The sequence below is a fragment of the Rhizobium sp. ZX09 genome (assembly GCF_017357485.1).
In the GTDB taxonomy this organism is placed as follows: Bacteria; Pseudomonadota; Alphaproteobacteria; order Rhizobiales; family Rhizobiaceae; genus Agrobacterium; species Agrobacterium pusense.
This window is the reverse complement of record NZ_CP031364.1, coordinates 69,443-82,059: the sequence shown is the minus strand read 5'-3', so window position 1 is coordinate 82,059 and position 12,617 is coordinate 69,443. Positions and strand designations below refer to the sequence as shown.

At 60.2% G+C, this 12,617-nt stretch carries 11 protein-coding genes; 4 read left to right on the top strand and 7 right to left on the bottom strand.

All coding sequences use genetic code 11. From position 1 onward, the window contains the following. Positions 1 to 8: 8 nt before the first annotated feature. The 3 genes from BTN45_RS15025 to BTN45_RS15015 form a co-directional block, all read right to left on the bottom strand. Positions 9 to 1,172, bottom strand: a complete 1,164-nt coding sequence (locus BTN45_RS15025) for a dihydrodipicolinate synthase family protein (protein WP_207589822.1) — start codon at positions 1,170 to 1,172, stop codon at positions 9 to 11. Between the two features lie 10 nt (positions 1,173 to 1,182). Further along, positions 1,183 to 2,325, bottom strand: coding sequence for a Gfo/Idh/MocA family oxidoreductase (locus BTN45_RS15020; RefSeq protein ID WP_034496593.1), 1,143 nt, complete (start codon positions 2,323 to 2,325; stop codon positions 1,183 to 1,185). Between the two features lie 247 nt (positions 2,326 to 2,572). Next, positions 2,573 to 3,283 carry a TetR/AcrR family transcriptional regulator gene (locus BTN45_RS15015; RefSeq protein WP_034496591.1) on the bottom strand — a complete coding sequence of 237 codons (711 nt, stop codon included), beginning with the start codon at positions 3,281 to 3,283 and terminating at the stop codon, positions 2,573 to 2,575. A 117-nt stretch (positions 3,284 to 3,400) separates the two neighbouring features. On the opposite strand from BTN45_RS15015, the gene BTN45_RS15010 reads away from it, so the two are divergent. The 4 genes from BTN45_RS15010 to ugpC all read left to right on the top strand — a co-directional run bounded on the left by BTN45_RS15010 (position 3,401) and on the right by ugpC (position 7,678). Next, a complete protein-coding gene (locus BTN45_RS15010; protein WP_004444937.1) occupies positions 3,401 to 4,690 on the top strand; it encodes an ABC transporter substrate-binding protein in 1,290 nt (429 codons plus the stop codon). 6 nt (positions 4,691 to 4,696) lie between these two features. After that, positions 4,697 to 5,650: a sugar ABC transporter permease gene (locus BTN45_RS15005; RefSeq protein ID WP_004444936.1), complete on the top strand. Its 954-nt coding sequence runs from the start codon at positions 4,697 to 4,699 to the stop codon at positions 5,648 to 5,650. Beyond that, complete coding sequence (locus BTN45_RS15000) at positions 5,643 to 6,518, top strand: carbohydrate ABC transporter permease (RefSeq protein ID WP_004444935.1); 876 nt, start codon at positions 5,643 to 5,645, stop codon at positions 6,516 to 6,518. Before BTN45_RS15005 ends, BTN45_RS15000 begins: the two co-directional genes overlap by 8 nt. Positions 6,519 to 6,604: 86 nt before the next feature. Next, positions 6,605 to 7,678, top strand: a complete 1,074-nt coding sequence (gene ugpC, locus BTN45_RS14995) for a sn-glycerol-3-phosphate ABC transporter ATP-binding protein UgpC (protein ID WP_207589821.1) — start codon at positions 6,605 to 6,607, stop codon at positions 7,676 to 7,678. Between the two features lie 163 nt (positions 7,679 to 7,841). Here ugpC and BTN45_RS14990 read toward each other — a convergent pair whose 3' ends face one another. From BTN45_RS14990 to BTN45_RS14975, 4 genes are read right to left on the bottom strand one after another with little or no spacing between them, the layout of a single operon-like run. Further along, on the bottom strand, positions 7,842 to 8,630 hold the full coding sequence (locus BTN45_RS14990) for a TIM barrel protein (RefSeq protein WP_207589819.1): 789 nt from the start codon (positions 8,628 to 8,630) through the stop codon (positions 7,842 to 7,844). Beyond that, a complete protein-coding gene (locus tag BTN45_RS14985; RefSeq protein ID WP_207589817.1) occupies positions 8,627 to 9,643 on the bottom strand; it encodes a hydroxyacid dehydrogenase in 1,017 nt (338 codons plus the stop codon). The genes BTN45_RS14990 and BTN45_RS14985 overlap by 4 nt, the downstream gene beginning before the upstream one ends. After that, positions 9,640 to 11,517: a DUF2264 domain-containing protein gene (locus tag BTN45_RS14980; RefSeq protein WP_207589815.1), complete on the bottom strand. Its 1,878-nt coding sequence runs from the start codon at positions 11,515 to 11,517 to the stop codon at positions 9,640 to 9,642. The genes BTN45_RS14985 and BTN45_RS14980 overlap by 4 nt, the downstream gene beginning before the upstream one ends. Continuing rightward, complete coding sequence (locus BTN45_RS14975) at positions 11,510 to 12,574, bottom strand: LacI family DNA-binding transcriptional regulator (protein WP_004444930.1); 1,065 nt, start codon at positions 12,572 to 12,574, stop codon at positions 11,510 to 11,512. Before BTN45_RS14975 ends, BTN45_RS14980 begins: the two co-directional genes overlap by 8 nt. Between the last annotated feature and the right edge of the window lie 43 nt (positions 12,575 to 12,617).

Genomic DNA, 12,617 nt, shown 5'->3' with positions numbered 1-12,617 from the left:
GTTCTGCTTCAGCTGATACCCCGGACGGCGAGAAATGCCTTCATCCGGTGCGTCGCCAGGTCAGGTTCAGCCAGCACGTTGGCCTTGTCCGCCAGCCGGAAAAGCTCGGCGAAATGCTGCGTGGAACGGGTGCTTTCCTGGCCGCCGACCATGGTGAAATGATCCTGCAATCCGTTGAGATAGGCGAGGAACACCACGCCGGTCTTGTAGAAGCGGGTGGGCGCCTTGAAGATGTGGCGTGAAAGCGCCACCGTCGGCTCCAGAATATCGAAGAACTCATTGTCGGCACCGCGCATCAGGCTGGCCAGCGCCTTGGACGCAGCGGGAGCGATGGCGTCGAAAATGCCGAGCAGGGCGTCCGAATGACCCTTCTCGTCACCGGCGATCAATTCGGCATAATTGAAATCGTCGCCGGTATACATGCGCACGCCAGCGGGCAGGCGGCGGCGCATGGCAATTTCCTTTTCCTTGGAGAGAAGTGAAATCTTGATGCCGTCGATCTTGTCGGCATTCTCCTCGATCATGACAAGGCAGGTGTCCATGGCGGTCATATGGTCGCCCGAACCCCAGTAGCCCTCGAGCGCCGGGTCGAACATTTCGCCCAGCCAGTGGATCACCACTTTCTGCTCGGCGCGGGAAAGTACCCTGGTGTAGGTCTTGAGGTAATCATCGGGCGAACGGGCGGCGGCGGCGAGCGCGCGGCTGGCCATCAGGATAACGCGCCCGCCTTCTCCCTGAACAAAATCAAGCTGTTCGAGGTAAGAGTGGACAATCTGGTTCAGATCGTAACCGCTGCCGTTCAGATGATCGGTGCCCACCCCGCAGGCAATCAGCGCATCCTTGCGGCTGGCGGCTTCCTTGAGCGAACGGGAGATCAGCTCCTGGGCCTGCGGCCATGCCAGCCCCATGCCGCGCTGAGCCGTGTCCATCGCTTCCGCGACCCCGAGGCCGAGGTCCCAAAGGCGATGACGGAACCGCAAGGTCGCGTCCCAATCGATCGCGGGGGTCAGCCACGGGTCGTTGTCGGCAAGCGGATCGGCCACCACGTGGGCGGCTGCGAAAGCGACGCGGTTGAAATCGGCGGCACTTCGTTTTTCAACCGCGACCGGCGTGCCGGATAATCTGTAGACCTCGATGCTGCGGTCGTCCTTCGGAAGCTTGAGTTCACTCATGTCAGCCTCCTCAGGAAAGGGCGGGAACGTCGAGCCAGCGGCGTTCCTTCCATGATTTCAGCCCCAGCTCGGCAAGCTGCACGCCCTTCACGCCTTCCATCAGGCCATAAGGCCACGGGTCGTTATCGACGAGGTGGCGCACGAACATTTCCCACTGCGCCTTGAAGCCGTTGTCATAGACGACATTGTCAGGCACTTCCTGCCAGGTCTTGTAGAAGTCGATGGTCTGCGGCTGGTCGGGGTTCCATACCGGCTTCGGCGTGTTGGTGCGGTGCTGGGTGAAGCACTTCGTCAGGCCAGCGACGGCCGAGCCGTGGGTGCCGTCCACCTGGAAGGTGACGAGATCGTCACGGCGCACCCGTACCGCCCATGAAGAGTTGATGTGGGCGATAATTCCGCCCTCCAGTTCGAAGGTGGCGTAGGCGGCGTCGTCCGCATCCGCCTTATAGGCTTTGCCCTGTTCATCGAAACGCTCCGGAATGTGCGTCGCTCCGAGGCAGCTCACGGATTTCACCGGTCCGAACAGATTGTCGAGCACATAACGCCAGTGGCAAAGCATATCGAGAATGATGCCGCCGCCATCCTTCAGGCGGTAGTTCCATGAGGGGCGTTGCGCTGGCTGCCAGTCGCCCTCGAAGACCCAGTAACCGAACTCGCCCCGCACGGAGAGAATCTTGCCGAAGAAGCCGCTGTCGCGCAGCATGGCGAGCTTGCGAAGGCCGGGCAGGAACAGCTTGTCCTGCACCACGCCGTGCTTGATGCCCGCACTTTCGGCCAGGCGGGCAATCGCCAGCGCCTCATCCATCGTGTCCGAAATCGGTTTTTCGCAATAGACGTTCTTACCGGCCTTGATGGCTTTTTCCAAAAGGCTGCCACGCATCTGTGTCGTTCCAGCGTCGAAGAAAAGTGTGTCGTCAGGGTTGGCGAGAGCGGCATCAATATCGGTCGTCCAGCGCGCGACATTATGCTTTTTGGCGATTTCCTCGATCTTCGCGCCGTTGCGGCCGACGAGAATGGGATCGAGCATCACCCTTTCACCGTTCTTCAAAAGCACGCCGCCCTGATCGCGAATGGCGAGAACGGAGCGCACGAGATGCTGGTTGTAACCCATGCGGCCGGTGATGCCGTGCATGATGACGCCGATACGTTTCATGAATTTCCTCCCAAGGCGACCTTTTCCCGCAAGGCCGCTTCCGTCAAACATGGTAATTTGTAACCATTTGGTTATTTGTGATCGCGAAGAACACGATCTGTCAAGGTGTTTTTTGACAGGAGAAATTGATGAGGTTTGAAGGCTCGCCCTTGCAGTTATTCGCTGCGCCGCAAAAGAAAATGACGTGCTTCGCGGATGCGAATGGCGCGTCATCGCTGTAGTTAAACAGGAATCTGGTTTGGCTCGTTCAGACCCGCCGCACTGCAGCAAGCAACGTGTCGACGATGTGCTGGCCCCATCGCTCCAGCTCGGCAGGGTCTGTCAGGTCGCGCTGGAAGATCGTTGACAGGGTGAACCTGTTCGACAGGTAGAAGGCGCCGAGCGAAGCGATGGTCAGATAAACGTCGATCGGGTCGAGGCCGTCACGGAATTCGCCGGCGTCGCTGCCACGCCGCAGCACGTCCTCAAGCTCGGAAATGAAATTTGAGTGCATCGCTGTGATCGTCGGTGATTGCCTGAGATACCGGGCTTTATTGAGGTTTTCCGTGGCGAGGATGCTCAGGAATTCGGGGTGGTCGAGAAAGTAGTGCCAGGTGAAAAGCGCAAGTTCCCGCAAGCCCTCGGACGGGGCCTTACGGGCCAGATCAAGCCGTCTTTCAGTGTGGCGGATATGGCGGTAGGCGTCTTCCAGAACGGCGAGATAAAGCGCATCCTTGTCGCCGAAATAATGGTAGATCATCCTCTTGTTGGTCCCGGCGCGGCGGGCGACGACATCGATTCTGGCCCCCGCCAGCCCTTTGGCGGCCACCTCGCGGCGGGCAGCTTCAAGAATGGCGGCGCGGGTTCTTTCCGGGTTTCGCACCTGGGTCGTGGCCCGTTTGCGCTTTGGCGGCGGCGTTTTCTCCACGGCCGGATCGGGGCCCGGATCGGACGGCTGGTTCTTAGTCGTTTCTTCCATTTCGGCACCCGCTTGACAATGTTCGCGATCGGTGTTCCCATGTAACCAATTAGTTATAAAACGGCAAGTGTCGTTTGCGTTCATCATCAATTGGCAGTCAATAGGGAGGAGTTGCCAATGCCCGTGATGCTTCAGAGGAGAACTGTGCTTTCGGCAGGGCTTGCGGCCCTGTCGCTTGCAGCATTGGGAGGTGGTTCGGCGCAGGCGCAGGCTGCGCGCCTTCGCATGTTGTGGTGGGGGTCGCAGGAGCGTGCCGATCGCACCAACAAGGCGATAGCAGCCTACAAGCAGGTGAAGCCCGATCTCGACATCGCCGGGGAATTCGCCGGCTGGAGCGATTATTGGCCCCGCCTTGCAACGCAGGTGGCGGGCCGCAATGCGCCCGATCTGATCCAGATGGATTATCGTTACATCTTCGAATATGGCCGGCGCGGCGCGCTGGCGCCGCTGGATGATTACATCGGCAAGGGCTTGAAGATCGAGGATTTCGGCAAGATGAACATCGATTCCGGCAGGGTCGATGGCAAGCTTTACGGCATCAATCTGGGGGTCAATTCCAGCGCCGTCTTCTTTGACAGGGCGGCCTGGGAAAAATCCGGCGCGACACCGCCGGCCATCGGCCAGACTTGGGAGGAGTTTGCCGAAAATGCCGCCAAGCTCAGCAAGAACAAGCCGAAACCCGGTTATTACGCCACAGCCGATGCGAGCGGTGTGGAGCCGAGCTTTGAAAACTGGCTGCGCCAGAACGGCAAGTCACTCTACACGCAGGATGGCGGCATCGGCTTCGATCCGACCGACGCGACCAAGTGGTTCACGCTCTGGGCGGATCTGCGCAAGAGTGGTGCCTGCGTGCCCGCCGATGTGCAGGCGCTCGACCAGCTCAATATCGAAACCAACCCTTTGACGACGGGCAAAGCGGCAACCGCATTTGCCCATTCCAACCAGTTCGTCGGGTATCAGAAGCTCAACAAGGCCAAACTTGCCATCAGCTCCTATCCGAAGAGCACGAAGGACGGCCCCTCCGGCCACTACCTTAAACCTTCCATGCTCATCAGCGTCGCCAATGGCAGTGCCGGTATCGAACAGGCCGTCGGGTTTATCAATTTCCTCGTCGCCGAGCCGGAAGGCATCGATATTCTCGGCGTGGAGCGCGGCGTTCCGGCGTCGGAATCCATGCGCAACGCGCTGACCCCGAAACTCGATGAAGTCAGCAAGAGCATGGTGGAATATATCGCCGAAATTACACCCGGCGTCGGCGATCTGCCGCCGGCGCCACCTCCGGGTGCGGGCGAATTCGCCTTTGTCCTGAAACGCACGGCGGAAGAAGTCGGCTTCGGCAAGATCACCCCGGAAGAAGGCGGTGACCGCCTCGTCAAGGAATCCGAAACCGTTATCAAACGGAAGTGATGGTTTATGGCCTTTCGATCTGAAACTCTTGTGGGGGAGAGCCGTGGCGCGGCTCTCCCGAAACGGGGCGGCCTGAAGCGGATCTTCGACCGCAACATTCACGCCTACCTGTTTCTCCTGCCCTGGCTGATCGGCTTTTTCGGCCTCACGCTGGGCCCGGCGCTTGCGTCGCTTTATCTGTCCTTCACCAACTACGACCTGTTGCAGTCGCCGGACTGGGTGGGTGCGGCCAATTATGTGCGCATCGCCACGGCCGACCCGAAGTTTGCCGCCGCCATGCAGGTCACCTTCACCTATGTGCTGCTGTCGGTGCCGCTGAAGCTGATTTTCGCGCTGCTGGTGGCGCTCGCCTTCAACCGCGGCATCCGCGGCCTCACCCTCTATCGGGCGATTTTCTATCTGCCGTCCTTGTTGGGCTCCAGCGTCGCGATTGCCGTTCTCTGGCGTCAGCTTTTCGCCTCTGACGGTCTCGTCAACATGATACTCTGGCAGGCCTTTGGTTATGAAGGGCCGAGCTGGATTTCCAATCCGGATTATTCGATCTACACGCTGGTCATCCTGTCGGTCTGGCAGTTCGGTTCGCCGATGATCATTTTCCTCGCAGGTCTAAGGCAAATTCCGCAGGACATGTATGAGGCCGCCGAAATCGATGGCGCAAGCAAGGTGCGGCAGTTCTTCCGCATTACGCTGCCGCTTCTGACGCCCGTCATCTTCTTCAATGCCGTGATCCAGACGATCGACGCCTTCAAGGCCTTCACGCCCGCCTTCATCATTTCCGAAGGCACCGGCGGGCCGATCAATTCGACACTGTTCTACACGCTCTATCTTTACCAGGAAGCCTTTGGTTTCTTCCGCATGGGTTATGCCTCGGCGCTTGCCTGGATCCTGGTGATCATCATCTCGCTGTTCACGGCCTTCTCGTTCCTCAGCGCAAAATACTGGGTGCATTACGATGACTGACGCTGTTACCGCTCCCCGGCCGGGACAAGGCCCGCAACGCTCGCCGCTGAAATCGGTGATGCTCCATACGGCGCTGATCATCGCCTCCTTTGCGATGCTCTATCCGATCCTGTGGATGATTTCAGGCTCCTTCCGGCCGCAGGACGAGCTGTTCGGCTCCTCCTCGCTCATTCCCTCGGCGGTGGATGTCGGCGGTTATATCAGAGGCTGGACCGGGCTGCAGGTGAGCTTTGGGCAGTTCTTCTGGAACTCCTTCTTCATCTCGGTGCTGGCCACCATCGGCAACGTGGTCGGCTGCTCGCTCACGGCGTTCGCTTTTGCAAGGCTTCGCTTCGGCGGGCGCAATTTCTGGTTCGCGCTGATGCTCGGCACCTTGATGCTGCCCTATCACGTTGTGCTCATCCCGCAATATATCCTGTTTCTGGAAATGGGCTGGGTGAACACATCGCTGCCGCTGATCGTGCCGAAGTATCTCGCGACGGACGCCTTCTTCATCTTCCTGATGGTGCAGTTCTTCCGCGGTATTCCGCGTGAGCTGGATGAAGCGGCTGTCATGGATGGCTGCTCGCCCTTCCGTATCTACTGGAAGATCATGCTGCCCCTGTCGCTGCCGGTTCTGGCAACGGCCGCCATCTTTTCCTTCATCTGGACCTGGGACGATTTCTTCGGTCCGCTGATCTATCTGAACGACATCAACACCTACACCGTGCAGCTTGGTCTAAGGTCCTTCGTGGATTCCACCGGCAGCTCGGACTGGACCTCGCTTTTCGCCATGTCCAACCTGTCACTGGTGCCGGTCTTCCTGTTTTTCCTGTTCTTCCAGCGGCTGCTGATTGAAGGCATCGCGACGACGGGAATGAAACGCTGAACGGATACCGGATCGGGAACGTATTCTAAGACAATCAACACTGTCGCAGCCGTCCCGCATGCGGCGCGACAGTCGGGAGAAACAGCATGGCAAGCAGCATTACGCTCGAAAAAATCGTCAAGCGGTTCGGCGCTTTTCCGGTCATCCACGGCATCGATCTCAAGATCGAGCCGGGCGAATTCACCGTCTTCGTCGGCCCTTCGGGCTGTGGCAAATCCACACTTCTGCGCATGATCGCCGGGCTTGAGGAGATCTCCGAAGGCGATCTGCGTATCGACGGTGAGAGGGTCAACGAAACCGCTGCCTCCAAGCGCGGCATCGCCATGGTCTTCCAGTCCTATGCGCTCTATCCGCATATGAGTGTCTACAAGAACCTTGCCTTCGGGCTGGAAACCGCTGGCTACAAAAAACCGGAAGTCGAGGCGCGGGTGCAGAAGGCCGCCGATATCCTGCAGATCGGCCCGTTGTTGCAGCGCAAGCCGAAGGCACTTTCGGGCGGCCAGCGCCAGCGTGTCGCCATCGGTCGTGCCATCGTGCGCGAGCCAAAAATCTTCCTGTTCGACGAACCGCTCTCCAACCTCGATGCGGAACTGCGCGTGCAGATGCGCGTCGAAATTGCCAAGCTGCACCAGACGCTCGGCAGCACCATGATCTATGTGACGCATGACCAGGTGGAAGCCATGACCATGGCCGACAAGATCGTCGTGCTGCGCGACGGCCGCATCATGCAGGTTGGCCGCCCGCTCGATCTCTACAACAATCCCGCAAACCAGTTCGTCGCTGGGTTCATCGGCTCGCCGAAGATGAATTTCCTCTCCGCAAAAGTGGCTTCAGGCGACACCTCCAACCGCACCATCGAAGTGGGGGGACAGCGCATCGTGCTTGAAAAACCGGTCACTGCTCAGCAGGGGGAACCGCTCACCTTCGGTGTGCGCCCGGAACATGTGAACCCGCAGGCGCAATCCTCTCTCGGTGAAGCTTCCATCCAGCTCGTGGAACATCTCGGTGGCTCGACGGTGGTTTACACCAGCACCCCCGACGGCCAGCCAGCGACTGTGCTTCTCGATGGCCAACGCCAGATCCGCATCGGAGAAACGATTCCCTTTGCGTTCGATCTGGGCAAGACGCATCTGTTTGGGGCGGATGGACGGCGGATATGAGAACGGGTGGTGAGCTGTCTCACCACAGTGGCTGACGAAGTCCAGAAAGCTTTGCGTTCTTCATCCTCGGGCTTGTCCCGAGGATGAAGAACGTGTTTGTTCCACATGATCAGGTTCCCGGCACGAGGCCGGGGGTGACGCCGCGTGTGAGGTAAATCGTGCGCTAATCGGCCACTCCGCGGCCAGCGAGTATCTTGCCTAGTGTCAGCGCGTCTTCCGCAAACTGGCCGATGTCATCACCCCTGACGAATTCCAGCATCGCATAGGCGGGTTTCGTCCATTCGCCCTCAGGCAAAGCCTCGATGCACGCCCGCCAGTAGTCTGCGCGGTCGGCAAGCGGCAGGCGGCTGGCGTCGGCGAGCCAGGCGAAAACATGCAGATGGCAGATGCGTGGGCCGAGTGCGGATATTTCCGCGAGTGCCTCTTCCAGCGGCAGGCCCGGGGCGGGCTGCCAGTAGAAGAACAGGTTGGGCATCGGCAAATCCTGCGCCAGCTGCTGGGCGGAGGGGAGGGCGTCTGTCAGCGAATTGGGGTGGTATTCGAGACCGATTGTAATGCCGTAGTCTTCCGCTTGGTGAGCAATTGTCGCCAGCGCTTCCGTTGCCGCGCGGCGTTCCGCGGGTGTGTAATCGGCGGATGGACGTTTGCGTTGCCCCGGCCAGATACGGATATGGCGTGTGCCGAGCGCCCTTGCCGTTTCGAGCACACTGGTCACATCGTCAGGTGTGAAATCCGGCGCGAAGATATAGGAACCGTAGGACGAGACGGTGAGGCCCGCTTCTGCCGTTCGCGCCGCAACCTGCCGCGCATTTTCGAGGTCGCCCGGCGGGACATGGACATCCGCACCCCATTCGATTGCCCTGATGCCATTGCTGGCTGCAAGCTTAATGACGACCTGTGGCGTCAGGGAGCGGAAGGTGACGGAGCAGAGGCCGGGTTCGAAAGGTCTCACGCGATCAGGTCCAGATGTTCGGGCCGCACCTGCTGCTGCAAAGGCACTGCGCAGCAGAAGCGTTCGATTTCGGCAATCGCCATGTCGCCGAGCCTCGCCCGTTCGAGACCGGTGGCGCCGGCAATATGCGGCGTCAGGAAGACGTTCGGCAGGCTGTAAAAGGGTGAGTCCGGCGGCGGCACTTCGGGATCGGTCACGTCGACGACGGCTTCGATGCGTCCGGTTTTCAGTTCGGCCAGAAGCGCGTCTTCATCCACAAGTGCGCCGCGCGCCGTGTTGATCAGGGTTGCGCCGTCCTTCATGCGGGCAAGCGCTGCCGCGCCAATCATGTGCCGCGTGTGCGGCAGGGAGGGCGCATGCAGGGAAATAACGTCGCTCGCCGCCATCAGCTCCTCGAGCGAGGCAAGACGGACGCCGAGCTTTTCCGCTTCCGCAGCACCGAGAAGCGGGTCGAAAAGCATGAGATCGAGATCGAAGGGCTTCAATAGACCAATGACGCGACGTCCGATGCGTGACGCGCCGACGATGCCGACCGTGAGGCCGAGATTGCCGATGGCCTGCGCCTGCAATCGCTCGACCGGGGCTCGGTCGCGATGCTCCAGATAAAGACGTCGGAAACCGAAGGTGCGCTTGCCGGCCAGCAGGATCATCGCCAGCGAAAATTCTGCGACCGGCTGCGCATTCGCCTCTGCGGCGCTGCACACCGTAACGCCCCGATCGAACACCGCTTGCGACAGGAAATATTTTACCGTGCCGGCAGCATGGGAGATAAGCCTGAGGCGGGGCATCAGCGCCAGTTCCTGCGCGCCGATATCCGGACAGCCCCAGCCGGTCAGGAGGATATCCGTCTTCGCCAGCTGCTCTTTCACCGCAGGATCGTGGAAATCGCGGATTGTGCCTGTGTCGAGAATCTCGACCCTCTCTGACAACCTGTCGAGCGCCTGCGATGTCAGCACATGCTCGGTCCGTTCCGGGTCCATGGCTATGCTGAGACGCGGAATCGGGCTCGTCATTGCGGCTCTCCCCTGGCCGCCATGCTGCTGACCGGCACGCCCTCTCTCGCGAAGAGGCGATCAAGCGCCTCCAGGTCGGGAATGGCTGGAACCGAAGCCATTGCTTTCTCGCCTTCCGGGCCGCTCGCCCCGGCGAAGACCGCGCAAATCAGAACGCTCTCGCCGGCGGCGATCTGGCCGCGCAATTGCGGCACGGTGGTCTTGGCGTTGATGAGATTTGTATTGGGCAGCGCCTTCAGTGCCACGCCGTGCCGGTCTATGCTCGAACCGAGATCGATGATTGCCGATATGTCAGTGCCACAATCCGCTGTCGCCCGTCCGGCCTCTTCGCTCATGGCGTCGCGGTCGCCATCGTTGCGGTTGATCGCAAAGCCACCTTCCGTAACCCAAAGGGAGCGGGCAGAGGTGATCCGGTGCAGTCTGATATGCCAGTCGCCAGCCGCAACCAGCGTGGTTTCAACGGCGACATCGGCAAACGGCTTCCATGTCGCCCGCAGGCTTGCTCCCGCCAGCAGAACCTTTTCGTTGGTCTCGCGCACGCGGTAATGCAGTCCGTCCTCGGAAAAGGCCAGCATATTGTCGAAACCGTTGGTCTTGAAGCCACGCTCGTCCACTTCCACGCCGAAGCCGTAGCGGGAGGAATAGGCGAATTTTGCGTATTTTTCCGGCCCGCCGCGCATGGAGAGATTTTCCTGGCCGCTGGAGAGCGCCGTGACGTTGCCTTTCGTCCGCATCATCACCATGCCGGGGTGAACAAGCGGCTTAGGGCTTGCGGACGGTTCGGGCAGCCTTTCCTCCGCCAGCCAGAAGGGATGACTTTCCGGCAGGGCAAGCGGCAGGAAAGCCTTGAAAGCCCAATAGGGCGAACCTGCCGAATTATAACTTTCCGACATGGTGAGCTGCGGATAGGCGTAGCCGATGGAGAGCACGCCATCGCGATCGGCAATCGGCTTTTTGGCCCACCAGCGCAGATGCTGCAGATAAAGGCCCTTGATCTCGCCCCAGGGCAGCGCCTCCTCGTCGGCAAAGGCAAGGCCCGCCCAGAAACCGCCACAGGCAAAACGGTAGGTCATGGAGCGGCCGAAAGCCAGGGTTCCGCCATCCTCATCGAACCAGCTGGCAAAATCGCCAGCGAAAAGCCGTGCGCGCTGCCGGTAACGCTCGGCATAGGCGTCATCAGGCTTGCTGAGTTTCGCGTAAATCAGCCCGTAGAAATGCATGGCGAAGGCAATGTAGTGATCGATGCGGCGATAGTTGCCGTCGCGATACCAGCCGTCGGATATATAGAAATCGTCGAGCTCCTTCTGGAAGGTTTCGGTCAGGCTGCGATCGAATTCGATACCGAGATGATCCAGCGCCATGTCGACCATGATGCGAAAAAACTTCCAGTTATTATCGGCGTAACCGCGCTCACGGGCGGTCAGCAAATAGCGGCGCACATTGTCTTTCTGTGTATCGGACAGTGGTTCCCACAGATGCTGCGGCGCAAGCCGCAGTGCAAAACCGATTGCGGCGAGCTCCACCAGCCGCTGATCCTTCTGGCGCACATCGCCCCAGTATTCAGGATGGGAAGGATCGGTGCCGTTGGCTATGCCCCGGGCGAGAAGCGGCCAATGGTCGAAACGATCGCCACTCAGCGCAAGCGGTGCGATGCCCCAGAGCGGTCGGGCAAAGCCTTCCAGATCGGCAGCCGCCCGGTCGAAGTGCGCGGCCGCTCCGCTGAGCGTCACCCTTGCGCCACCCTGCGAGAAATAGGGAAGAAGCGGCGCAAAGCTATCATCCAGCGCCCGCCGGACATCGGCCCGGCTTTTGAGCGGATTGCCGTGCAGCGGATTAAATCGCGCCATATGGGGTCTGCTCATGGTATCATGCATCGCGTGTCGCCTTTCCCGTCTTTTTCGCCTTGCCGGCTGTCTGTCCTTCCACCAGCTGCACGCCAAGTTGCACCTGACGGGCATTGGCGGAAGGCTCGGTCAGGCGCCGCCGCAGCAGGTCAACCGCTTCGCGCGCAATCTCGCGGCGATCGACCCGGATCGTGCTGAGACGTGGGGTGGAAAGTTCGGCAAAGGGCAGGTCATCGAAACCGATGATGGAAAGATCGTCGGGAACGCCGAGGCCCAGCTCCTGCGCTGCCCCGAGTGCGCCAAGGGCAATTGCGTCATTCATACAGAAAATGCCTGTCAGTTCAGGGTTTTTGGCCAGCAGCTGGCGAACCGCGTCGCCCGCCTGCCCGAAGCCGCTATCTGCCGTCGAAAGCAGGAACTCCTCATAGGTCGTTCCTTTTTCCTCAAGGATCGTATGGCGGAAGCCGCGCATACGCTCCCTGATAGTGTGGCGATGATGCGGACCGATATAGGCGACCTTGCGATGGCCGAGTTCCAGAAGCCGCCGGGCCGCCAGCGCGCCGCCGTAAAAATTGGAAGGCGAAACGCAATCGAGCATCATGGAGGGGTCAGCACTGTTGACAAGAACAGGTTGCAGTACGCCCTGCGTGATGCGGTGGATGATCTCCTCCTCGGGATCGAGCCCGATGGCCAGGAGGCCGTCCACCTCACAGACCCGCTGGATCAGGGAATCGTCGATCTGCTTCTGGTGCAATAGCCTGATGTCGAGTTCGAAACCGTCCGTCTGGGCGAGGCTGCGCAGCACATCGAAAATATCGTGGTAAAAGGCGCCAATATCGCCCGTCGCCCTTTCCGCGGACATGAGCGCGAGGATTGTCTTGCCTTCCAGCTGCACGCCGGCCGACTGGTTGGTCGCCGGCCGCAAGGGGTAGCCGAGCTCCGCTGCAACTCCCAGAACCTTGGTCTGGATCGACGCGCTGATTCCTTTTTCCCCTGCGAGAACACGCGAGACTGTGCTGATGGAGACCCCGGCGCGCTGGGCGATATCCGACTGGCGCGGACGGCTGATGTCGGGCGTATCGTTCATATCGGCTCCTGCGCTTGCAAAAAAATCTATTATGATGCAAATA

What these genes read in the sequence shown, in the direction of transcription:
- BTN45_RS15025 (WP_207589822.1), bottom strand. Translation starts at nt 1,172, where the DNA reads ATGAGTGAACTCAAGCTTCCGAAGGACGACCGCAGCATCGAGGTCTAC.
- BTN45_RS15020 (WP_034496593.1), bottom strand. Translation starts at nt 2,325, where the DNA reads ATGAAACGTATCGGCGTCATCATGCACGGCATCACCGGCCGCATGGGT.
- BTN45_RS15015 (WP_034496591.1), bottom strand. Translation starts at nt 3,283, where the DNA reads ATGGAAGAAACGACTAAGAACCAGCCGTCCGATCCGGGCCCCGATCCG.
- BTN45_RS15010 (WP_004444937.1), top strand. Translation starts at nt 3,401, where the DNA reads ATGCCCGTGATGCTTCAGAGGAGAACTGTGCTTTCGGCAGGGCTTGCG.
- BTN45_RS15005 (WP_004444936.1), top strand. Translation starts at nt 4,697, where the DNA reads ATGGCCTTTCGATCTGAAACTCTTGTGGGGGAGAGCCGTGGCGCGGCT.
- BTN45_RS15000 (WP_004444935.1), top strand. Translation starts at nt 5,643, where the DNA reads ATGACTGACGCTGTTACCGCTCCCCGGCCGGGACAAGGCCCGCAACGC.
- ugpC (WP_207589821.1), top strand. Translation starts at nt 6,605, where the DNA reads ATGGCAAGCAGCATTACGCTCGAAAAAATCGTCAAGCGGTTCGGCGCT.
- BTN45_RS14985 (WP_207589817.1), bottom strand. Translation starts at nt 9,643, where the DNA reads ATGACGAGCCCGATTCCGCGTCTCAGCATAGCCATGGACCCGGAACGG.
- BTN45_RS14980 (WP_207589815.1), bottom strand. Translation starts at nt 11,517, where the DNA reads ATGCATGATACCATGAGCAGACCCCATATGGCGCGATTTAATCCGCTG.
- BTN45_RS14975 (WP_004444930.1), bottom strand. Translation starts at nt 12,574, where the DNA reads ATGAACGATACGCCCGACATCAGCCGTCCGCGCCAGTCGGATATCGCC.